The organism is Caecibacteroides pullorum, from assembly GCF_019239235.1.
Classification (GTDB): Bacteria; Bacteroidota; Bacteroidia; order Bacteroidales; family Bacteroidaceae; genus Bacteroides; species Bacteroides pullorum.
On the sequence record NZ_JAAZTS010000001.1, the window covers coordinates 1 to 23,427 of the forward strand.

Here is a 23,427-nt window from a genome sequence, read left to right on the forward strand (position 1 = left end):
ATTGAGTTTCTCATATTTAATCGTTTAGTTCTTGCCGAATTTCCCTCTCCGTTTGTAATTTGTTTTACACTTATTAAGCTAATTAATTCTTCCGTTATTTCGCAGATAACGGATTAAAAGTCGTGCAAACATACGGTATTTTGCAAAACTGTGCAAATAATATCCCCTTTTTTTATAAAAAAACTACGCATTTTGAACCATTTCAAGTCGTTTACGCAATCTCTCATATAAATAAAGTGGTTATCGGTTTTCATTCGCTTTATTATTGTGTTACACAAATAGCAACACGGTTCTGCTCATTCACTTCAAAGGGCTGTTCTGTATCGCCCTTGTATTCTATCTGTATACGCTCTTCAGCAATGCCTTTGGCTTTCAGGGCTTCTGCTGTTGCCTTAGCTCGTTTTTCAGAGATACGAAGGTTGATGTTTTCATTTCCTGTTTTTACGTCAGCATATCCGCTGATAAGGACCTTGGAGTCTTTGTTTTCGTTCATGTATTGAACCAATTCATTAATCTTCTGTTCCTCAGACGGACGAATCTTTGCTGAATTCAAGGTGAAGAAGATATCCTTGCGGATTGGTTCTACTACCACTTCTTTTTCTTCTACTACAACAGGTTTCGGTTCGGGCTTCTTCTCGACAACCGGTGCGGGCTGAGGTTCCGGCTCGTAGTATACCGGTTCGGTCTTGGTGTAGCCCTTTCCGAATTTGATGGTGAAACCTGCCATCAGATTGAACTGCCAGTCGGCGTTTCCTGCCTTCTTGGAGTTGAACTTGTCTGAAAGGACATTGCCGTTGGCTTCAATGTTGAAGTTAACCCTGTCGCTCAGACGGAAATCAAGTCCCAGTCCCAGTCGGCCTGCCACGAGTACTTTGCTGTCGTTCCACAGGTAAGCCATGTCGTAACCTTTTGTGCTGAGAGCGACTGCTTCGTCGTTGTTGAATGCGCCGTTAATGCCTACTCCTGCAAAAAGGTAAGGGTTGACTACTCTCTTGGGATTAAACTTTCCAAACAAGTTGCAGAGGTCGAACATGGCATCTACATTTCCTTGCAGGTAGTTGTACTTGTAGGTTGTGTAGGGAGAAGCCCATGCACCCTTTGCTTGCCAGCCACTTAATCCGGCGCGTACTCCCAACCAGGGATTGAACTTATAGCCTACATACAGAGCTGCGGCGGGTGAAAGCAAGTCACCGAAGTCGCCTTCGCCAATCGTATGGGCTACACCACCTTGAATTTGCATAAAGAAGTGGGGATCGAAGATCGTTTTCCCTTCTTCCTTGATGCGACGCTGTGAAGTTTCTCCACTCGTCTGCTGGGCGGAAAGGCCTGTAGTCCAGAGCAGCATGACCGCCAGCATTAGTTTACTCATTGTTTTCATTGTGACTCAAATTAAAAATTGAACCCTAAATCAACGCAAATATGGCAAAAAAAGTTATAATACCAAAGATTTTTGAAATAACTTTTTTTAGGTCATGAAACAAATTGTATTAAAAGATGTGTTTACGGCAATCATAGATGATTTCCGTGACAATGAGAGATGGGGGAGTGCCCACATTTATCAGTCTGCACTAAACGCTTTTCTCGCGTTTAGCGACAATCCTCGTTTCAAACTCAAAGATTTATCGCCAGCTGTGCTGAAGCATTTCGAGCAGTATCTGAGAAAACGTAATTGTAGCTGGAATACGGTTGCAACCTATATGCGTTCGCTTCGTTCGGCTTATAACCGTTGTGTGGATATCGGACGTGTACCCTACGTGCCTCGTCTGTTTGAGCATGTTCATACAGGGGCACGAACCAACATCAAACGTGCTTTGGATACGTCGGATCTTAAACGTCTGCTGGCTTGGATTGATGATGGAGAGGATGACTGTATCTCGCCGGATGTGCGTAAGGCGGGGGTGATATTTGCCCTTATGTTCCTGTTGCGTGGCTTGCCGTTTGTCGACCTGGCTTTTTTGCGCAAAACGGATCTTTGTGGAAATGTGCTGGTTTATAGAAGAAAGAAGACGGGACGACTGCTGACGGTTGTGTTGCCCCCTGAGGCTATCCGATTGATGGTGGAAATAGAGAACCGGGATCGCAGGTCGCCTTATTTATTTTCTATTATCGGTAATTGGGAAGATCAGGAAAAGGCTTATCGGGAATATCAGTCTGCTCTTCGCTTTTTCAATTACAAATTGGTGGAACTTGGTCGGTATTTGGGAATTGATGCGCATCTGAGTACCTATGCAGCCCGTCATAGTTGGGCTACTTTGGCCTATCATTGCGAAATCCATCCGGGTATTATTTCGGAAGCAATGGGGCATTCGTCAATAGCTGTGACGGAAACTTATCTGAAACCATTCCGGGGTGAACGGATAGACGAAGCAAACAAACAAATTATAGCTTTCGTCAAGCGATGATCGGTGGAATGCAAATGCCTGCAAAATATTACAATTGGGTGACTTACTCCGTATCTGCTCCGTACTTGCTCCGTATCAACTCCGGGTTGGGGTACTTTTATTTGGAGCAAGTGCGGAGCAGGTCGGGGAGTGGTCATTTGAGATTCTTTTTGTCGCTTTTTATTGCTATGTTGAAAATTTGTTTGTGAGATAATAGACGATTTTCTGTTTGTTATCCAGTGGAGTTTTGTATCATAATATAGTGCTGTGTAGCGTTTTGGCATGCGATTTCTTGTATTCTGATGAGGCGTAGTATCAGCAGATTAGTATGTGTTATGTACACTTTCGTCTGGTTGCGTATTTAAGTTGTTTTGATATAATGAAAATTAGAAGGCTCTATTTTGATGTAAAAGTTTGGATTCTGAATTACAATAAATGTCGGAAACATTTCCGCCTAAAATTTGCTCGTTTCCCGAATAAATCGTTACTTTGCACAAATTTTGGAAAGTAATATGCAATCACAGGAAATGGGTACCAGTTTTTATTTCAGTTCGGATGATTTTCATTCGCCGGCTGGTGGTTTCTTCGTTTCCGGTAAGATATTAGTTCTTTGGTAAATGCGTTGTCCGTTGTCGGGTGACGCATTTTTTTTATTCAAAAGCAGACTGAAGCTATTTAAAAACAACTTATAAAGAGAAACAATGAAGAACGATTTGAAGAAAGTGCTCGTCTTGGGTTCAGGTGCGCTCAAGATCGGTCAGGCCGGAGAGTTCGACTACTCCGGTTCGCAGGCGCTGAAAGCGTTGCGTGAAGAAGGTATCAGCTCCGTGCTGGTGAACCCCAACATCGCTACCATCCAGACTTCGGAAGGTATCGCCGATCAGGTTTACTTCCTGCCGGTGACTCCTTATTTCGTGGAAGAAATCATCAAGAAGGAACGTCCCGACGGCATTTTGCTGGCTTTCGGTGGACAAACGGCGCTGAACTGCGGTACGGAACTCTATCAGAAGGGCATTCTCGAAAAATACGGTGTACGTGTGTTGGGTACCTCGGTAGAGGCTATCATGTACACTGAAGACCGTGACCTCTTCGTGAAGAAACTCGACGAAATACCGATGAAGACGCCCAAGAGCCACGCTGTAGAGAGCATGGAAGATGCTTTGAAGGCTGCCCGTGAAATCGGTTATCCTGTCATGGTACGTTCGGCTTACGCCTTGGGTGGTCTTGGTAGTGGTATCTGCCCCGACGAAGAAGCCTTCATTAAGCTGGCCGAAAGTTCGTTCACTTTCTCCAAACAGATTCTGGTAGAAGAGTCGCTGAAAGGCTGGAAAGAAATTGAGTTTGAAGTAATCCGCGATGCTAACGACCACTGCTTCACTGTGGCCAGCATGGAGAACTTCGACCCGCTGGGCATTCACACGGGTGAGTCTATCGTAGTGGCTCCTACCTGTTCGCTCACCAATGAGCAGGTGGAGATGTTGCAGGACCTGTCGCGCAAGTGTATCCGTCACCTGGGTATTGTAGGCGAGTGTAATATTCAGTATGCTTTCAACGCTGAGACTAACGATTACCGTGTCATCGAGGTGAATGCCCGTTTGAGCCGTTCTTCTGCTTTGGCTTCCAAGGCTACTGGTTATCCGTTGGCGTTTGTGGCTGCCAAGATTGCTTTGGGCTACACGCTCGACCAGATTGGCGAGATGGGTACCCCTAATTCGGCTTACGTTGCACCGCAGCTTGACTATTTGATCTGTAAGATTCCTCGTTGGGACTTGACGAAGTTTGTCGGTGTGAGCCGCGAAATCGGTTCCAGCATGAAGTCTGTGGGTGAAATCATGTCTATCGGCCGCTCTTTCGAAGAAATCATTCAGAAGGGGCTGCGTATGATCGGTCAGGGCATGCACGGCTTTGTGGGCAACGACGGTACTCACTTCGACGACCTCGACCACGAACTGTCTCATCCGACAGATCTGCGTATCTTCGCTATCGCACAGGCATTGGAAGAAGGTTATACCATCGACCGCATCTACGAATTGACCAAGATCGATCCCTGGTTCCTGGGTAAACTGAAGAACATTGTCGACTACAAGCATAAGCTTTCTCAGTATAATAAGGTAGAGGATCTGCCTGCCGACGTTCTTCGTGAGGCTAAGGTATTGGGCTTCTCCGACTTCCAGATTGCCCGCTTCGTTCTTCATCCTACGGGCAACATGGAGAAGGAAAACCTTATGGTGCGTGCCCGTCGTAAGGAATTAGGTATTCTGCCGGCTGTGAAGCGTATCAATACGGTGGCCAGCGAACATCCCGAACTGACCAACTACCTCTACATGACCTACGCTGTCGAGGGGTACGATGTGAACTACTACAAGAACGAAAAGTCCGTTGTCGTGCTTGGTTCGGGTGCTTACCGCATCGGCTCCAGCGTTGAGTTCGACTGGTGCTCGGTGAATGCCATTCAGACGGCTCGCAAGCTGGGTTACAAGTCTATCATGATCAACTATAATCCTGAGACCGTATCTACTGACTACGATATGTGCGACCGCCTCTACTTCGACGAGTTGTCGTTTGAACGTGTACTCGATGTTATCGACCTTGAGCAGCCGCGTGGTGTCATCGTATCCGTGGGTGGCCAGATACCGAACAACCTGGCTATGAAACTCTATCGCCAGTCGGTACCTGTATTGGGTACTTCTCCGATATCTATCGACCGTGCCGAGAACCGTAACAAGTTCTCCCACATGCTCGACCAGCTGGGCATCGACCAGCCTGCATGGCAGGAGCTGACTAGCCTTGAAGACGTGAAGGGCTTCGTGGCCAAGGTGGGTTATCCCGTTCTGGTGCGTCCGTCTTATGTTCTTTCGGGTGCAGCTATGAACGTATGCTACGATGAAGACGAGTTGCAAGAGTTCTTGAAGATGGCTGCCGAGGTGTCCAAGGAATATCCTGTAGTCGTATCACAGTTCTTGCAGAATACCAAGGAAATCGAGTTTGATGCCGTGGCACAGAACGGTGAGATTGTAGAATATGCCATTTCCGAGCACGTTGAGTTTGCCGGTGTACACTCGGGCGACGCCACGCTGGTGTTCCCTGCCCAGAAGATCTACTTCGCAACAGCTCGCCGCATCAAGAAGATCAGCCGTCAGATTGCTAAGGAGCTGAACATCTCCGGACCGTTCAACATTCAGTTCCTGGCACGTAACAACGAGGTGAAGGTCATCGAGTGTAATCTCCGTGCTTCCCGTTCGTTCCCCTTTGTCAGCAAGGTATTAAAGCGCAACTTCATCGAGACTGCTACAAAGATTATGCTTGACGCTCCTTACTCCAAGCCCGACAAGTCGGCTTACGATATCGACTGGATTGGTGTGAAGGCCAGCCAGTTCTCCTTCTCCCGTCTGCACAAGGCCGACCCCGTGCTGGGTGTCGATATGTCGTCTACGGGCGAGGTAGGCTGTATAGGCGACGACTTCTCTGAAGCTTTGCTCAACGCCATGATTGCTACCGGTTTCAAGATTCCTTCACGCGAAAAAGGCGTGATGTTCTCCAGTGGTGCCATGAAGTCCAAGGTCGATTTGCTCGACGCCAGCCGCATGCTCTTTGCCAAGGGGTATAAGATTTACGCGACGGCCGGTACAGCTGCTTTCCTTAATGCTCATGGTGTAGACACTGTACCAGTATTCTGGCCTGATGAGCGTCCCGATGCAGAGAACAACGTGATGAAGATGATTTCTGAGCACAAGTTTGATCTTATTGTCAACATCCCGAAGAATCATACCAAGCGTGAGCTGACCAATGGTTACAAGATTCGTCGTGGTGCAATCGATCATAACATTCCGTTGATTACCAATGCACGTCTGGCCAGTGCCTTCATCGAGGCCTTCTGTAGCATGAAGCTGGAAGATATTCAGATTAAGAGCTGGCAGGAGTATAAATAAGGAACTATTTTTTCTCTAAGAGATTTTTTCTGGAGGAAAAAGTACGAAGATAATGTCATTCTGAGCAAAGCGAAGAATCTCGTGGGTTATGCAGAGGTTCTTTATTTCGCTCAGAATGGCATTTTGTTTTGATAGTACACATCTTTGTTTGTCCCACTTCCGGAGATGATTGGGTAGTGCTAAACGTACTTGTGGTGTATGCTGTAGTACGTTTCTACCAAGGATAGATAATATTTTTAGAAAAAAAACAAGCATTTGTTTGCAGATATCAAAAAATGTCGTACCTTTGCAGCGCTTTTGAAACGAAAGTGACGGGCGTTTAGCTCAGCTGGTTCAGAGCATCTGCCTTACAAGCAGAGGGTCGGCGGTTCGAATCCGTCAACGCCCACAAAAATAAACCTTCACTTTCGTTATTCAACTATCGGGCGTTTAGCTCAGCTGGTTCAGAGCATCTGCCTTACAAGCAGAGGGTCGGCGGTTCGAATCCGTCAACGCCCACTTCCGACAGAGACTGCATCATAAGAATGATGTGGTCTTTTTTATTTTCTACCTTTAATAAAAGCCTGCGGTCTGGAATTAATGTTATCTTTGTGGCAGGTATAGTTCCTTTATTATTTTAATATTTTACGGACGATGAAACGTAGTAGTATTTGGAAAGCTGCCTTCGGAGCAGTATGTTTGGGCGGATTGTGTGCAGCCTGCATCTCCCGTCCGGAGATTCATATTACGGGATCCGTGCGTCATGCGGATGGGGCACTTCTGGTTTGCCAGCGGTCGGTTGGCGGAATGTTCAATTCGCAGACGTTTGATACGTTGAAGTTGCAGGCGGACAGCACGTTCACGCTGACACTGCCCGGGGGAGAATACGAGCGGGTTCAGTTCTATCTGTATGGAAAGAAGAATATGGGTTCACTTCTTGCCAAGGAAGGAACGATGCGGATCGAATTGGACGGATGGGCCGAAAAGCCGATGACCATTACCGAAGGACAGGATGACAAGACGGTCCGTGTGGCGGAACTGCTGGACCAGCTGTATGACGATGTGTTTGATATCCGTGCTTATGGAAAAGACCATTGGGAGATAACTCGCGATACCGTGGCTACATCGGTGCGCCGCAAACTGACGGACTATGCCCTGTCGCTGGATAAGGAGGTGGAAGGCGTGGACGAGGACTTGCGTACCAAGGTCCGCCAAGACATACGCATGCAGTTGCTGCTGGCTTTCCAGAACCAGGTGCTGGCTACTGTCTTCCGCTCGTCCGAGGTCACGAAGCAGGAATGGCTGGCCCAGCTGGACAGCATGACGGCCTTCTGCTCCATCAATCATCCTGGTAGCCCTTTCTCCCTTTCGTTCTACGACGCGGCAAGTTATGATACCGGCATTCGTTATTATACCAAGGGCGAGCCGAAGCCGGAAGGAGTGGAGAAAGGCGTGCAGCTGACTTTCTACGATTTTACGCACCGGCTGACAGGCAAGGCGCAGGAAGCCGCTCTGGCCCAACTCTTCCTCGAAGACGAGTCGCAGCAGCGTTATGACCCGCAGCTGCTTCCGCTGGCCGACGAGTTCCGTCGTCTCTATCCCGAAAGCGGATGGATGCCGTGGGTGGACCGTGCCGTGGCCAAGAACCGTGCCTTCAATGAAACGACTATCCCGGCCGATATCCATTTCCCCGATGTCAGCTCGGCCAAAACGATTAAGGACGTGACCGATCGTTATAAAGGGAAAGTCATCTTCATGGACATCTGGGCCACGTGGTGTGGTCCTTGCCGTGCGTCGTTTGCCCACGTCGGTCCGTTGCAGGAGTATGCCGCGGCCAACGATGTAGTGCTGCTCTACCTCTCCATCGACCGTCCGGAGGACGATGAAAAGTGGCGGAAGATGGCCGCGCACTACAACCTGAAAGGCGAACACGTCCGTGGGCAGGAGGCCTTCCATCAGGAAATCTATGATACCTTCGGCCATAAGGGTGCCCTGAGTATTCCGCGCTGCGTCATCTTCGACAAGCAGGGGAACATCCGTTTCAGCACGGCCGCCTCGCCCGAGCAATGGGACAAGCTGAAAGAACAGTTGCAGGAAGCGGCCAGGTAAAGAGAGTGGTGCGATGAACAGGCATGGGATAATGGGGCCGCTGACGGCGCTGGCCCACCGTGTAGAGCAGTTCGGCAAGGCACTGCCACAGGAAAAGGTGGCCCTGCACCTCGACAACACCAGCTATTATCAGGGCGACGACATCTGGTTTCAGTGTTACGTGGTGGCCTCCGGACTGAACCGTCCCACGGAGTGGAGCAAGACGCTGTATGTGGAACTGCTCAACCCTGGAGGCGAGATTGTGTCCAAGCAGATTCTTCCTGTCAGGAACGGCCGTTGCCACGGCCACTTCGCCCTGACGCAATTGCCGTTCTATTCCGGCTTCTACGAGGTGCGGGCCTATACCAAATACATGTTGAACTTCGATGAGGCTTCGGTCTTCTCGCGCATCATCCCCGTCTTCGACAAGCCGGAGGTGCCGGGCCACTATGTGGAAAAGGAAATCAGCCCGCGGGTAGGCAAGTATCCGCAGGAACGCAAGCGGCCGCGGAAGGAGAAGAAACTGAACCTCCGCTTCTATCCCGAAGGCGGCTATCTGGTGAAGGACGTGCCGGTGCGTGTGGCCTTCGAGGCGACGGATGCCTCACCTTTGCCACGGGCCACGAAGGGAAAGGCTGCTTTACCTATACGGCCGGCGAGGAAGAAGGTCGGGCCGAAGTCATCTGGAATGAAAAACGATACCGTTTCGACCTGCCGGAAGCCAGGGAGCAGGGCTTTGCCTGTTCGGTGGACAACCTCAGCTCGCCGGACAGCCTGCTGGTGACGGTACAGAAGAACGCCCGTACGCCGGGCAGTATGCTGGGGATGGCGGTCATCGGCGGAGGGCAGCTCTACCACTTCAGCATGCTGACGGTCACCCGCAGCCGTCCCGTCCGCTTCGGGCTGGACAAGCGGGACCTACCCGTAGGCGTGGCGCAGGTCGTGTGGTTCGACCCTTCCGGCCGGCTGGTGGCCGACCGTCTGATTTTTGCCGGGCAGCCCGACACCCTGTCGGTGGCGGTCCGTTCGGACAAGGCTGCCTATCAGCCCTACGACTCCATCCGTCTGGACGTTGAAGTCCGGGATGCGGAAGGTCGCCCCGTGCAGGCGCCTCTCTCGGTTTCCGTGCGCGACGGCTGGCAGGAGATGGAGAACCGCCACAGCCTGCTGACCGACCTGCTGCTGATGTCGGACATCAAAGGATACGTCCACCGTCCTGCCTGGTATTTCGAGTCTGGTGACCTGGCGCACCGCCGTGCGCTGGACGAACTGCTGATGGTGCAGGGCTGGAGGCGGTACGACTGGGAGAGCATGGCTGGTGTACGCCTCTTCGACCTGAAGTACCTGCCCGAACAGGGCATCGAGCTGCACGGCACGGTGGTGTCGATGGTGCGCAGCAAACCGCGTGCCGGGGTGGAAGTGTCTTCCTTCCTGAGCAGTCCCGGCGAAGACCCGGAGGTGGGCAGGCAGCAGTCCTTCGGCCTCTTTACTACCGACAGCTTGGGGCGTTTCTCCTTCGTCTCGCAGATAGAGGGGAAGTGGAATCTGATACTGGCCGTGACGAAGGAGGGCAAGAAGAAAGACCACCGCATCGTGCTGGACCGTGTGTTTGCTCCCGCGCCCCGCATGTATTCGCTGGCCGAGATGCAGGTACGGGTACCCGGCGAGGAACAGAAAGTCGGGCCGTCGGCCGACGAACCGGCCGATACGGTGCAGGTGGAGGAAGACTACAACCTGTTCCTTCAGGCCTACGAAGACTCGTTGCGCCGCCTGGGCATCGACGAGAAGATACACCACCTGGACGAGGTGGAGGTGAAAGCCCGCAAGCGCGACAAGGCCAGCGATGTCTATCAGGCCCGCACCAAGTCCATAGCCTACTACGACGTGGCCTCGGAGATGGACGACATTCAGGACCGGAACGGCTTTGTGGGCGACGACATCCACGAACTGATGAGGAACATGAATCCCGATTTCTATACGCAGTTCAGTCCGTCGGGCGAGGAGTATTTGTTCTACAAAGGCCGTCTGGCTTTGTTTGTCATCAACTATGAGCGTACCCGCCACGAGGAAATGGACTTCAACAAATATCGTAGTCTGACGCTGGAGTCCATCAAGTCCATCTACATCAGCGAGGATCTTGGGACCATGTGCCGCTACGCCGACCCGCGGTTCACGCCGATGAACATCGACAAACTGTATGGTTGTGTCGTATTGATTGAAACGAAACCGGAGGGAGAAATACCTGCCAAGGGGGCGAAAGGTGTGCGCAAGACGTGGCTTGAGGGCTATAGCAAGGTTAAAGAGTTCTATTCGCCGGATTATCGGGTGCTGCCTCGTGAGGAAGATTACCGCCGGACACTGTACTGGCAGCCGGAACTGATGACCGACGAGCAGGGATGTGCTACGGTGCGCTTCTTCAACAACAGCCGTTGCCGCTACCCGCGCGTCACGGTCAATGTGCTCGATTCTGACGGGCGTATCGGTAGCCTGGAATAATAATCCGACTTGATTTGTATGTATTTGATAAGTCGATAGTTATCAGTTTATTTTCGTTTGCGGAAAATAAACTGCCAGTTTACTGGCTTTAAACTGTCGGTTTACTCCGTTTAAACTGCGAGTTTAAAGCTTTTAAACTGACAGTTTAACGCCTTTGAACTGGTAGTATACTGCGTTTGAACTGATTGGTCAGCACAGGGGAAGCTGGCGGATAACGCTTGCTGACAAAAAAAGAGGGCATATCCCGATTGGGATACACCCTCTTTTCTTATTTCAGGCTGGCAGCCTACCGATGCGGTTGACGCATCAGAGTCCTGCCAGTTCTACAATCTTGTCGACTGCTGCATTCAGGCCGTCGGGGTTCTTGCCACCGGCTGTTGCGAAGTGGGGCTGACCGCCACCGCCACCCAGAATGAGTTTGGCGGCTTCCTTCACCAGGGCGCCGGCCTTCAGGCCATTGGCCACCAGGTTGTCGCTCAGCATGACGGTGAGCATCGGCTTGCCTTCGAACTCGGTGCCGGCCACGAAGAACAGGTTCTCCGTGATCTGGCCGCGCAGCTGGAAGGCAATGTTCTTCACTGTCTCGGCGGGCAGGGGAGCGCAGAACTTGATGAGCTTCACGCCGTTCACTTCCTTGATGCTCTGCAACAATTTTTCTTTCAGCAGGGCTTCCTTTTCCTTCATGAATTCCTCTACCTGCTTTTTCAGTCCGGCATTCTCCTCGATGTACTTGCGGATGGTTCCGCCCAGGTCGGGGGCGTTGTTGAAGAGTGCTTTCAGGTCGCGGATGGTATCTTGCAGTGTATCAATCAACTCTTCTACACGGGCACCTGTATAGGCCTCGATACGGCGTACACCAGCTGCTACAGAGCTTTCGGAGATGATTTTCACCATGCCGATATTACCCGTAGCGGCTACGTGCGTACCACCACAGAACTCGATGGACGAGCCGAACTGGATGACGCGGACGTGGTCGCCGTACTTCTCACCGAAGAGGGCGATGGCGCCCAGTTCCTTGGCTTCCTCGATAGGAATGTTGCGGTATTCCTTCAAAGGAATGTTGGCGCGGATCTTGGCGTTGACCAGATGCTCTACCTGACGCAGTTGCTCGTCGGTCACCTTTTGGAAGTGTGAGAAGTCGAAACGCAGCGAGTCTGGCGTAACCAGCGAACCTTTCTGCTCTACGTGGTCGCCCAGCACGGTGTGCAGTGCTTCGTCCAGCAGGTGCGTACACGAGTGGTTGGCGGCGCAGGCGGCGCGCTTGTCGGTGTCCACGCAGGCCATCATGGGTGCGTCGAGGTGTTCGGGCAGCTTCTTGGCCAGGTGGATGGGCAGGTTGTTCTCTTTCTTGGTGTCGATGATGTCGATGGTCTCGAACTCGCTTACCAATACACCCGTATCGCCTACCTGACCACCGCTTTCAGCGTAGAACGGAGTCTTGTCCAGCACAATCTGGTAGAGTGTTTGGTTTTTCTGCTTCACCTGGCGGTAGCGCAGGATGCTGGTTTCATATTCTGTATAGTCGTAACCTACAAATTCGGTGGTACCTTCCTTCAGCGTAATCCAGTCGCCGGTCTCTACGGCGGCGGCATTGCGGGCACGCTGCTTCTGCTGCTGCATCTCGGCATCGAATTCCTTCGTGTCGGCTGTCATACCGTTCTCGCGCAGGATGAGTTCGGTCAGGTCGAGCGGGAAGCCGAAGGTGTCGTATAGCGTAAAGGCGTCCTTGCCGCTGATTTCGGTCTTGCCGGTAGCCTTGGCCTCGGCCATGGTCTTTTCGAGCAGGCGGATACCCGTCTCCAGTGTGCGCAGGAAGGCTTCTTCCTCTTCCTTGATAACCTTGGCGATGAGGTCCTTCTGGGCGTTCAGTTCGGGGTAGGCGGCTCCCATGTTGTCTATCAGCACGGGCAGCAGCTTGTACATGAACGACTGCTTCTGACCCAGGAAAGTGTAGCCATAGCGGACGGCACGGCGCAGGATGCGGCGGATGACGTAGCCGGCCTTGGCGTTGCTGGGCAGCTGTCCGTCGGTGATGGAGAAGGCGATGGTACGGATGTGGTCGGCAATGACGCGCATGGCCACGTCCTTCTGCTTGTCTTCGCCATACTTGGCACCAGCCATGGCGGCGATGGCCTGGATGAGTGGCTGGAAGACGTCGGTGTCATAGTTGGACGTCTTGCCCTGCATGGCCATACAGAGACGCTCGAAGCCCATACCGGTATCGATTACCTTGGCGGGCAGACCTTCGAGGCTGCCGTCGGCCTTGCGGTTGAACTGCATGAACACGAGGTTCCATATCTCGATGACCTGCGGATGGTCGTGGTTCACCATGTCGCGGCCGGGTATCTGCTTCTTTTCTTCTTCGGAACGGAGGTCGATGTGGATTTCCGAGCACGGACCGCAGGGACCTGTATCGCCCATTTCCCAGAAGTTGTCATGCTTGTTACCGTTGATGATGTGGTCCTTCGGCAGGAACTGTTCCCAGTAGGAAGCAGCTTCATCGTCGCGGCTCAGGCCTTCTTCGGGGCTGCCTTCGAAGACGGTAGCATAGAGGTTTTCGGGGTTGATCTTCAGCACGTCCACCAGGTATTCCCAGGCCCAGGAGATGGCTTCCTTCTTGAAGTAGTCGCCGAACGACCAGTTGCCCAGCATCTCGAACATAGTGTGGTGATACGTGTCGTGTCCCACTTCTTCCAGGTCGTTGTGCTTTCCGCTGACGCGCAGGCACTTCTGTGAGTCGGCCACTCTTTTATATTTGGCGGGATGATTGCCCAGGATGATGTCTTTGAACTGGTTCATACCTGCGTTGGTAAACATCAGCGTAGGGTCGTCCTTAATCACCATGGGAGCGGAAGGGACGATGTGGTGTCCCTTGCTTTCGAAGAAACTCTTGAACGAGTCTCTGATTTCGTTTGCAGTCAACATATACTATCTAATTTTTTAAGTTTCAGAATACTGAGGTTTTTCAAGTTAGCTGATGGCTTGCCCCTGATTCTTTTGCAGGGTGGGAACATTCTGCTTGTTGGAAAACGGAATGTGCAAAAGCTCAATAACTTAAAAACTCAAAAAAACTGTGCAAAGATAGCTTGTTTTTATTACTTTTGCCGCATAGACCACTGAAATATTTCCAAAAAGATGCGCAAAGTATACTATATATACAATCCTCAGACGCAGACCTACGACCGCATTTATCCTACGATGAAGCAGCGGGCAATGAGTTATCTGCGCCGTCTTTTTATTGGCATGGGACTGGGAGCGGGCAGTTTTATTGTGCTTCTGCTCATCTTCGGTTCGCCCTCGGAAAAGGAATTGAGGATGGAAAACAGCCAGTTGCAGGCTCAATACAATGTGCTTTCGCGTCGGATGGATGAGGCTATCGGCGTGTTGCAGGATATCCAGCAACGCGATGACAATCTCTATCGGGTCATCTTCATGGCCGACCCTGTGCCGACAGCTATTCGCCAGGGGGGATATGGTGGAACCAACCGTTACGAACACCTGATGAAGATGGCTAACTCGGAGCTGGTAGTACATACCACGCAGAAGATGGATATGCTTACGAAGCAACTCTATATTCAGTCGCGTTCGTTCGATGACGTTGCACGCATGTGCAAGCAGCATGATGAGATGCTTCGTTGTATTCCAGCCATACAGCCCATTTCAAATAAGGATTTGAAGCAGACGGCTTCGGGCTATGGCACACGTGTCGATCCGATTTATGGCACGACTAAATTCCATTCGGGCATGGACTTCTCTGCCCATCCAGGTACAGACGTTTATGCGACGGGCGATGGTACGGTGGTGAAGATGGGATGGCAGACTGGATATGGCAATACCATCATCATTGATCATGGTTTTGGCTATCAGACGTGGTATGCCCACTTGCAGGACTTTCGTACGAAGCTGGGTAAGAAAGTGGTACGCGGTGAAGTGATAGGCGGCGTGGGCAGTACTGGTAAGAGTACCGGTCCGCATTTGCATTATGAGGTTCACGTCAAAGGGCAGGTGGTCAATCCCGTCAATTATTACTTTATGGATCTGAGTGCCGAGGATTATGACCGCATGATACAGATTGCAGCCAACCAGGGTAAGGTGCTGGATTAGTCGAGAGAGTTATGTATTATTTATCGTCAGATTGTTAAATAATTGCTTCCGTGTTGAATATCGATAAGAACTTGAAGTTGTATTACTCAATCAGTGAAGTCGCCGAGATGTTCGGGGTTAACGAGTCGCTGCTTCGATATTGGGAGAAAGAGTTTCCTCAGCTTTGTCCTAAGAAAGCTGGGCGTGGTGTTCGCCAGTATCGTAAGGAGGATGTAGAGACAGTGAGGCTGATTTACCATCTGGTGAAGGAACGGGGCATGACACTGCCCGGCGCCCGTCAGCGTCTGAGGGACAACAAGGAAGCCACGTTGCGCAATTACGAAATCGTGGATCGTTTGAAGACTATCCGTGAGGAATTGTTGTCCATGCGCGATGCGCTCGATGCCTTCACTTACGACGACCTGGAGGCGTTGAAGGAAAACATCGGGAGCTTGCAGTCACCGCCAGAGGAACGTTAGTCTTCGATTCTTGATACCTGCTTGATGTTCTGCACCTGCTTCAGGTTGTTGCAGATGGTGCGTACGTCGTCCACATCGTGTACGTAGAGCTGTATTTTCCCTTCAAAGATACCATCGTTGGTTTCCATGGTCAGTTTGCGGATATTGACATTCAGCTGACGCGAGATGACCTGTGTCACTTCATTCAGTAGTCCTACATTGTCTATACCTTTGATATAGATGGTTACAAGGAAGGAAAGTTCCTTGTGTGTATCCCATTGGGTAGCTATGATACGATTGCCGTAGCTGCTTTTCAGACGGGCTGCTACAGGGCATTGGCGCTTATGGATAATGACTTGATTGTTCTCGTTGATGTAGCCTAACACGTCGTCACCTGGGATGGGGTGGCAACAGTCGGCCATGATGTATTCTTTGGAGATCGCTTCTTCGGTCAGTTTCAGGATCTTTTTGGTATCTATCTTTTCCTGTTGTACTTTCTCTTGTGAACCTTTTCCTTCATTTGTATCTTTTTCTTCTTTTCCATTGCCGAACGAGAAGGATAGTAGCTTTTTCCAACTCTTTTCCTGTTTCTCCTTGAAGGCATTGCGGTCAGCATCGCCCAGCACCAGTTTCTTGCTGCCGATGGCAACCAACAGTTCGTCGTGGGTATGGAAGTTGTGCAGGCGTGTCAGTTTGTTCAAAGACACTTCATCCATACGGATCCCCTCTGCATTAAGGAATTCGGCTAAAATCTTTTCTCCCTCCTTTTGGTTGGCTTTGGCTTCTTTGCGCAGAATGGAGGCTATTTTGGCACGTGCACGTGCTGTGGTGGCATAGTTCATCCATTCGGGTTGCACGCGTTGCGATTTCGAGGTAAGTATTTCTACCTGGTCACCGCTTTGTAGTTTGTGGCTCAGGGGGACCAGCTTGTGGTTGACCTGTGCACCGATACAGTGGCTGCCGATATCGGTGTGTAGGGAGAAGGCAAAGTCTAGGGCCGTACAGTTCTGGGGCATGGTCTTCAGGTCGCCCTTGGGTGTGAACACAAATATCTCGGACGCGAAGAGATTCAGCTTGATGGTGTCGAGGAAGTCGATAGCGTCAGGTTGCGGATCATCTAGAATCTCTTTAATGGTTCTCAGCCATTTTTCCAGTTCGCCTTCGTCTTCACTACCGCCGCCTTCTTTGTATTTCCAGTGGGCGGCAAAGCCCTGTTCGGCCACGTCGTTCATGCGTTCGCTACGGATCTGTACTTCGATCCACTGGCCGTTGTTGCCCATCAGGGTGACGTGAAGCGCCTGATAACCGTTGGCTTTCGGGTGGCTTACCCAGTCGCGCAGTCGGTCGGGGTGGGGCTTGTATATCTTGGAAATAGCTACATAGATGTCGAAACAGTCATTCAGTTCTTCTTCCAGATTCTTGGGCGTGAAGATGATGCGGACGGCCAGGATGTCGTAGATTTCTTCGAAGGGAACATGCTTGGTCTGCATCTTGTTCCAGATGGAGTAAATGGACTTGACACGTGCCAAAATATGGTACTTCATGCCCATTTTGTCCAGTTGGGCACGGATAGGAGCCGTGAAGTCCTTGAAAACCTTGTCGCGTTCGGCGGCTGTAGCTTCCAGCTTCTTCTCGATGACTTCATATTCCTCAGGATGTTCATATTTGAAGCTGAGATTTTCCAGTTCGGTCTTGATCTTGTAGAGGCCCAAGCGGTTGGCCAGTGGGGCATAAATGTACATGGTTTCACCGGCAATTTTGTATTGCTTGCTGGGAAGCATGGAGCCGAGGGTGCGCATGTTGTGAAGTCGGTCGGCAATCTTGATGAGGATGACGCGGATGTCATCGCTCATTGTAAGCAGCAGCTTTTTGAAGTTTTCAGCCTGTGCGGAAGCCTTGTCGCCAAAGATACCACCTGAGATTTTGGTCAGTCCGTCTACAATCTGGGCAATCTTAGGGCCAAAGATGTTTTCGATGTCTTCTACTGTGTAATCAGTATCTTCTACAACATCGTGCAGCAGAGCTGAGCAGATGGAGGTTGAACCCAATCCGATTTCGGTGCACACAATCTTGGCTACGGCGATGGGGTGAAGAATGTAGGGTTCGCCCGAGCGTCGTTTGATGCCTTTGTGTGCCTGGTTGGCGAAGTTGAATGCTTTGGTGATGATTTCAACACGCTTGCGGTGTTTGGTAGCCAGATAGCAGTTCAGCAAGTCCTGAAAAGCTTCCTGTATCATCGCTTCTTCCGCTTTCTCTTTCTCTTTCAGATCAAGGTTCTCTTCCATATCCGTATCCAATTTACTTCACTTTCTGCAAAAATAAGCAAATTTTGACATCGGACAAGCATTTTGTCGTTTAAAACATCGGTTATGCCCGAATTATTTGGAAGAGGCGGTAAGGTAAGTATACTTTTACTTGTATATCTTCAGCGTCTTTCCTGCGCGGATATTGTTGCCTCGCAGGCCATTCCAGCTACGCAGCTTGCTGACACTGACACCATAACGTTGTGCGATTCCACCCAGCGTGTCACCATTCTTTATCTTGTAGTAGATGGGCTTGCCATTGCCAGCTACGGCTTTGGAAGTATTGCTACTGGCCACGGATACGGTACGGCGATTTTTGAACAGCTCGGCCTGGCGGTGGTTGTAGATGGTGTCTTGGTTGTCTATAAAGGTGCTGATGGCATTCATGGGGAGGCGCAGGGTTTGCGGCTTGCTGTCACCTGGGATAATGCTGCGTTTGTATTGCGGGTTGAGGCTCTTGAGTTCGTCCATCGGTACGTGGCAGATGTCAACGATTTGCTCGAAGTGCAGGTTGCGGCTTACCTGGATGGTGTCTGTAGCCTCAGGAATGTTGGTTTCCATCGGGCAGATATTGTGCTTGCAGTAGTAGGACATGATGTAGTTGGCCGCAATGAAAGCAGGTACGTAGCCACGTGTTTCACGGGGCAGATAGTTATAGATGGCCCAATAGTCGGTCTTGCCTCCTGCCCGACGAATGGCCTTGTTGATGGTGCCGGGACCGCAGTTGTAGGCGGCGATGACCAGATTCCAGTCGTTGTAGATGCCGTAAAGGTCTTTCAGATAGCGTGCTGCAGCCCAAGTGGCCTTGATGGGGTCGCGGCGTTCGTCTACGAGGCTGTTGCTTTCCAAACCATAGAGTTTGCCCGTCTGAAGCATGAATTGCCAAAGTCCGGCAGCGCCCGCGCGCGATACGGCCGAGGGGTTCAGGGCCGATTCGATGATGGGCAGGTATTTCAGTTCGAGAGGCAGGTCGTAGGCATCAAGGGCCTTTTCGAAAATAGGCATGTAGAAATTGCAGGCGCTGAGCATGAAGGCCACCTGATTGCGCAGGCGGGTGGCGTACATGTCGATGAACTTGCGTACGATTTCATTGTAGGGCATCTCCATAATGACCGGCATGCGTGACAGGCGGTCGATGTAGATGGAGTCGCTGAACAGCGGATTTTCATGCGAAGTGCTGCAATCCTTTCCCAAGTCGATGTAGGTCTTGGCTTTCCAGTCGTTCAGCAGGCTGTCCAGCGGATAGGTCATGCTTCGTGGCAGGTCGATGGTTTCTTCGCGTTGAGTTCCGTTTTCGTTGATGACTACGTTTACACTTTCCTGCGCATGGAGAGGGGCGGCCAGGAAGGTGGCGAACATCAGGGCGGAACTTATGATCAATTTCTTCATATTCTTTCTATATCGGTTTGGTGGTGAGTATTCGTTTTTCAGAAGCGGAAGCTGCATTGCACGCCCACGGATTTGTCTTTCAGTGTGGCTGGGTTGTAGTAGCCTCCTGTCTGATTGTTGATGAGGGTGGGTTCCACCTTCATGCTCAGGTCGGGGCCGATGTCGAAATTGGACAATTCGGCGTCCACATAAGCATCGACCACGGATATCAGATAGACGCCGATGAAGGCGAAGATACTCAAGTCGCGCCAACGGCGATAGGTGTCCTTGCGCTTACGCAGGGTTTCTGTGATTTGCGAGTGCGATACGCGGTCGATGTAGCCCGGCGGTAGCAGGTCGGTGATACTGCTGGAGTCCCATTTCTCGTTGACGGCGTCGACGTAGGCAGCTTGGTAATCTTTGTACATTTTGCCGTTCCATGTCAGGGCATAGGCACAACCAGCAAATCCGCCGTAGACGATGGGCAGCTTCCAATACTTGCGGTTGTAGATTTGTCCGCCGCCGGGGATGACCAGTGCCAGCCAAGTAGCTTTGGTCGGATTGGGTACCCATTGCTTGCGTTTCAGTTCGCGGCTCAGGCTGTCCGTCGGATCTTTTTCTTGCTTGATGTCGGGGCTGGCCGTCAGTTCAAGCATTTTTTTCTTGTTCTCGTTGGCAATGCTGTCGGCCGTTGCTTTTGCCAGAGCGTCCAGCGTGTCGGCTTTTAAGACCTGTTGCTGGGGGGAGAGTGTCTTGTGGGTCGTGTCGGCCTGCAGCTCGTGCGATCTGCGAAGGGCGGCGCGAGGGCGGTTCTGCCCATACACGACAATCCCTGCCGCCTGTAGGAAACAGAGCAGCAGGGCTGTCAGTATCTGATATTTAAGTCTTCTTCTTGTCATTTATTTTTCAGCGTGTCGAGGATGCCGATGATGCGTTCTAATTCTTCTTCGTTGCTGAAAGGGATGCTGATTTTGCCTTTTCCCTTTTCTGAACAGGTCAACTGGACCTTGGCGCTGAAGAAGTTTGAAAGTTGTTGTTTCAACAGGTTGAATTCTTCGGGCAGTTTGGCTCGTTTGGGAGCTATCTTGCGCCCTCCGCTTTTCACGGCTTCGCCTTCGCTCAGCGACTTGACGATTTCTTCCACCTTGCGGACGGAGTAGCCATGCTCCAGTATTTCCTCGTAGATCTTCACTTGCAGCTTGGGGTCGTCCAGCGTCACGAGAGCGCGGGCGTGTCCCATGTCTATCTGCTTGTTTTGCAAGCCCATCTGTACGGGCGCGGGCAGCTTCAGCAGGCGCAGGTAGTTGGCGATGGTGGTGCGTTTCTTGCCCACGCGTTCGCTCAGGCGCTCCTGCGTCAGGCCGTACTGTTCGAGCAGGTGCTGGTAGGCCAGGGCTATTTCCACCGAGTTGAGGTCTTCGCGCTGGATGTTCTCGATGAGGGCCATTTCCATGACGTTCTCGTCGTCGGCGGTGCGGATGTAGGCGGGTATGCGGGTGAGGCCTGCCATCTGCGAGGCACGGAAGCGTCGTTCGCCGGCAATGAGCTGGTACTCGTCGTCCGAGAGCTTGCGCAGCGTGACGGGCTGGATGATGCCAATCTCGGCGATGGAGTCGGCCAGTTCCTGCAGGGCAGTCGGGTCGAACTCACGTCGCGGCTGGTTGGGGTTGACGACAATCTTCGACAACTCTATCTCGTTGATGGAGGAAGAGCCTTCGGTCTGCACGTCGTCCATGGAGAGCAGTGCGTCTAGGCCGCGTCCTAATGCATTTCTTTTTAGTGCCATATCTGTCAGTTTCCTTTTTTTCTTTATTTTTCTCTTTCTATCAGCTCCTTGGCCAGTGCCATGTGGTTCTTGGCGCCTGTAGAGTCTGCGTCGTAGAGGATGGTGGGCAGGCCGTAGCTGGGCGCTTCGCTCAGTTTCACGTTGCGCTGGATGACGGTCTTGAACACCAGTTCCTGGAAGTGGCGTTTCACTTCGTCGTAGATTTGGTTGGCCTGTCGCAGGCGCGAGTCGTACATCGTCAGCAGGAAGCCTTCGATTTCGAGGGCCGGGTTCAGCTTCGACTTGATGATCTTGATGGTGTTCAGCAGCTTGCTGATGCCTTCGAGCGCGAAGTATTCGGCCTGCACGGGGATGATGACCGAGTCGGCGGCGGTAAGCGCGTTGACGGTAATGAGTCCCAACGACGGCGAGCAGTCTATTAGAATATAATCAAATTCGCTTTTCAGCGGCGAGAGCACTTCCTTCAGGATCCGTTCGCGATTCTTCAGGTTGAGCATTTCGATTTCGGCGCCTACGAGGTTGATGTGAGAAGAGATGACTTTCAGCGTGTCTATCTCCGTGTCATGGATGGCTTCACGCACGTCGGCACGGTCGATAATGCACTCGTAGATAGTACATTCGGCTTGCTTGATGTCCACTCCAAGTCCCGATGAGGCGTTGGCTTGGGGGTCGGCGTCCACAACGAGCACTTTCTTTTCAAGGGTGGCCAGCGAGGCTGCCAGGTTGATGGTGGTGGTAGTCTTGCCCACGCCTCCCTTTTGGTTTGCCATTGCAATAATTTTTCCCATATTCTCTATCATTTATCGGCGGCGAAATAAGCGATTATTTCTGATAGTGCCAGCATGAAAAGGGAAGAGATTGCAAAAACGGTTGATAAGTCGCCCTTTTTGTTAATAACTTGCGGGCGGCAGGTTGCTCCTCCTCTTCTTCCGTTATTTTTCTCTGGGTAGTTCCCCTTTCGAGCCGACGGCAAATATACACAATTATATTGGAAATCTTAGACTTTTGTGCCGTCGCTTGGGGAAGATTAAGATTTATTTTCCGCCTTTTGAGGCTTGGAGGCGGGGAGTGAACTCAGTGCTGTATCTGCCACGCCAGGGAAAGCACTGTTTTTTGCAGAGGAAAGCAGTGCTTTCTGGTGGAGAAAGCATTGCTTTCCTTTTTTTCACCATACGGCTTCCACAAACTTCCAAAGGAAATAGCCGCAGAGGGTGCACTTCACTACTGTGCCCAGCAGGAAGCCTACCAGCGAGCCAAGACCTGAACGGAGGGCTTCTTTCGTCTCGCGTCCGCCCAGCAGTTCGCCGATGAAAGCACCCAAGAAGGGGCCGAGGATGATGCCCCACGGCATGAAGAACAAGCCTACGAGGGTGCCTGCCAGGCATCCACGCTCGCCCCATCGGCTGCCACCGCTATACTTGGCGCCCAGCAGGGGGACGAAGTAGTCGAGCACCTGGACGATAACGACCAGCACGAGCCACACCACCAGCTGCGTAGGACTGAACTGTACGCGGTCGGTAAAGTGGAGCAGTAACATGCCCCCATAGGCCAGCGGAGGGCCGGGCAGGGCAGGGAGGATGCATCCCGCCAGGCCTGCCAGCAGGCAGAGGATGCCCAGAATGATTAACAAGATGTTCATAGCCGAATCATGAAGTTTTTCGCAAAAATAAACGTTACCTGCCGAATTGCCAAATTTTTGCCGTTATAGAAGTTTGACGGCTCTTTTTTTTATTTCCCCTCTAAAGTTGCTACCTTTGTCGGCAGTTAACAAAAATGTTTGTATGAGTATGGAAAATCAAAGACCTTTGATATTGGTATCGAACGATGACGGCATCGTTGCGAAAGGAATCAGTGAGCTGATCAAGTTTCTCCGTCCGCTGGGTGAAGTGGTAGTAATGGCCCCCGACAAGGCCCGTTCGGGCACGGGTTGTGCGCTCACTACAGGCGAACCTATCCACTACAGCCTTGTGCGCAAGGACGTAGGCTTGACGGTCTATAAGTGCTCGGGCAACCCTGCCGACTGTGTGAAGCTGGCTTTTGAGACGGTGCTCGACCGCAAGCCCGACCTCGTGGTGGGCGGCATCAACCACGGTGACAACTCGGCTACGAACGTTCACTACTCGGGCACAATGGGAGTCGTCATCGAAGGATGTCTCAAGGGAGTGCCTTCCATCGGCTTCTCTCTGTGCAGTCACGAGCCCGATGCCAACTTTACGGCCGCAGGTCCTTACGTGCGCGACATTGCCCGCCTGGTGCTCGAGAAGGGACTGCCCGCGCTGACCTGCCTCAATGTGAACTTCCCCGACACGCAGGAACTGAAGGGCGTCAAAATCTGCCGTCAGACGAAGGGACAATGGACCAGCGAATGGGAAAACTTTGCCCATCGCGGCGACAACCATTACTATTGGCTGACGGGTTCGTTTGTGGACGAAGATGCCGACCAGGAGGATACCGACCACTGGGCGCTGGCCAACGGTTATGTAGCCATTACACCTACTACGGTCGATGTCACGGCCTATGGCATGATTGACGAGCTGAAGACTTGGTTCTAATCGT

Annotated in this window: 16 protein-coding genes and 2 tRNA genes; 10 read left to right on the forward strand and 8 right to left on the reverse strand. The window is 51.6% G+C overall.

Going from position 1 to position 23,427, the window contains the following annotated elements:
• Positions 1-262 precede the first annotated feature (262 nt).
• Positions 263-1,378: an OmpA family protein gene (locus HF894_RS00005; protein ID WP_204970666.1), complete on the reverse strand. Its 1,116-nt coding sequence runs from the start codon at positions 1,376-1,378 to the stop codon at positions 263-265.
• A 94-nt stretch (positions 1,379-1,472) separates the two neighbouring features.
• Here HF894_RS00005 and HF894_RS00010 point away from each other — a divergent pair, with 94 nt between their 5' ends.
• From HF894_RS00010 to HF894_RS00035, 7 genes are all read left to right on the forward strand, one after another.
• Entirely contained in the window at positions 1,473-2,402 is a 930-nt protein-coding gene (locus HF894_RS00010; RefSeq protein WP_204970667.1) for a tyrosine-type recombinase/integrase, read from the forward strand.
• A 680-nt stretch (positions 2,403-3,082) separates the two neighbouring features.
• A complete protein-coding gene (gene carB, locus HF894_RS00015; RefSeq protein WP_204969381.1) occupies positions 3,083-6,310 on the forward strand; it encodes a carbamoyl-phosphate synthase (glutamine-hydrolyzing) large subunit in 3,228 nt (1,075 codons plus the stop codon).
• Between the two features lie 313 nt (positions 6,311-6,623).
• A tRNA-Val gene (locus HF894_RS00020) sits at positions 6,624-6,698 on the forward strand.
• 35 nt (positions 6,699-6,733) lie between these two features.
• Positions 6,734-6,808: transfer RNA gene (locus HF894_RS00025), tRNA-Val, on the forward strand.
• A 135-nt stretch (positions 6,809-6,943) separates the two neighbouring features.
• The gene (locus HF894_RS00030) at positions 6,944-8,398 is read left to right on the forward strand and encodes a TlpA family protein disulfide reductase (RefSeq protein WP_204970668.1); all 1,455 of its coding nucleotides are present in this window, start codon (positions 6,944-6,946) and stop codon (positions 8,396-8,398) included.
• A gap of 13 nt (positions 8,399-8,411) precedes the next feature.
• A complete protein-coding gene (locus HF894_RS15070) occupies positions 8,412-9,161 on the forward strand; it encodes a hypothetical protein (RefSeq protein WP_246593081.1) in 750 nt (249 codons plus the stop codon).
• Positions 9,125-10,873, forward strand: a complete 1,749-nt coding sequence (locus tag HF894_RS00035; protein ID WP_246593082.1) for a hypothetical protein — start codon at positions 9,125-9,127, stop codon at positions 10,871-10,873. Before HF894_RS15070 ends, HF894_RS00035 begins: the two co-directional genes overlap by 37 nt.
• Positions 10,874-11,179: 306 nt before the next feature.
• Here HF894_RS00035 and alaS read toward each other — a convergent pair whose 3' ends face one another.
• Complete coding sequence (gene alaS, locus HF894_RS00040) at positions 11,180-13,798, reverse strand: alanine--tRNA ligase (protein WP_204970669.1); 2,619 nt, start codon at positions 13,796-13,798, stop codon at positions 11,180-11,182.
• A gap of 210 nt (positions 13,799-14,008) precedes the next feature.
• Between alaS and HF894_RS00045 the strand changes: the two genes are divergently transcribed.
• Positions 14,009-14,977 (forward strand): M23 family metallopeptidase, encoded by a 969-nt coding sequence (locus tag HF894_RS00045; protein WP_075317715.1) that lies wholly within the window; start codon positions 14,009-14,011, stop codon positions 14,975-14,977.
• Positions 14,978-15,027: 50 nt separating this feature from the next.
• Positions 15,028-15,435 (forward strand): MerR family transcriptional regulator, encoded by a 408-nt coding sequence (locus HF894_RS00050; RefSeq protein WP_204970670.1) that lies wholly within the window; start codon positions 15,028-15,030, stop codon positions 15,433-15,435.
• Here HF894_RS00050 and HF894_RS00055 read toward each other — a convergent pair.
• The 6 genes from HF894_RS00055 to HF894_RS00080 all read right to left on the reverse strand — a co-directional run bounded on the left by HF894_RS00055 (position 15,432) and on the right by HF894_RS00080 (position 22,510).
• A complete protein-coding gene (locus HF894_RS00055) occupies positions 15,432-17,699 on the reverse strand; it encodes a RelA/SpoT family protein (RefSeq protein WP_204970671.1) in 2,268 nt (755 codons plus the stop codon). The two genes, HF894_RS00050 and HF894_RS00055, sit on opposite strands and share 4 nt — an antisense overlap.
• Positions 17,700-17,825: 126 nt before the next feature.
• Positions 17,826-19,076, reverse strand: coding sequence for a lytic transglycosylase domain-containing protein (locus tag HF894_RS00060; RefSeq protein WP_246593097.1), 1,251 nt, complete (start codon positions 19,074-19,076; stop codon positions 17,826-17,828).
• A gap of 68 nt (positions 19,077-19,144) precedes the next feature.
• A complete protein-coding gene (locus tag HF894_RS00065; RefSeq protein WP_204970673.1) occupies positions 19,145-19,984 on the reverse strand; it encodes a DUF5683 domain-containing protein in 840 nt (279 codons plus the stop codon).
• Positions 19,981-20,871, reverse strand: coding sequence for a ParB/RepB/Spo0J family partition protein (locus tag HF894_RS00070; protein WP_021848054.1), 891 nt, complete (start codon positions 20,869-20,871; stop codon positions 19,981-19,983). Before HF894_RS00070 ends, HF894_RS00065 begins: the two co-directional genes overlap by 4 nt.
• Before the next feature lie 23 nt (positions 20,872-20,894).
• The gene (locus tag HF894_RS00075; protein ID WP_021848055.1) at positions 20,895-21,659 is read right to left on the reverse strand and encodes a ParA family protein; all 765 of its coding nucleotides are present in this window, start codon (positions 21,657-21,659) and stop codon (positions 20,895-20,897) included.
• Positions 21,660-22,036: 377 nt separating this feature from the next.
• On the reverse strand, positions 22,037-22,510 hold the full coding sequence (locus tag HF894_RS00080) for a DUF456 domain-containing protein (protein WP_204970674.1): 474 nt from the start codon (positions 22,508-22,510) through the stop codon (positions 22,037-22,039).
• 148 nt (positions 22,511-22,658) lie between these two features.
• On the opposite strand from HF894_RS00080, the gene surE reads away from it, so the two are divergent.
• Positions 22,659-23,423: a 5'/3'-nucleotidase SurE gene (surE, locus tag HF894_RS00085; protein ID WP_204970675.1), complete on the forward strand. Its 765-nt coding sequence runs from the start codon at positions 22,659-22,661 to the stop codon at positions 23,421-23,423.
• Positions 23,424-23,427 lie beyond the last annotated feature (4 nt).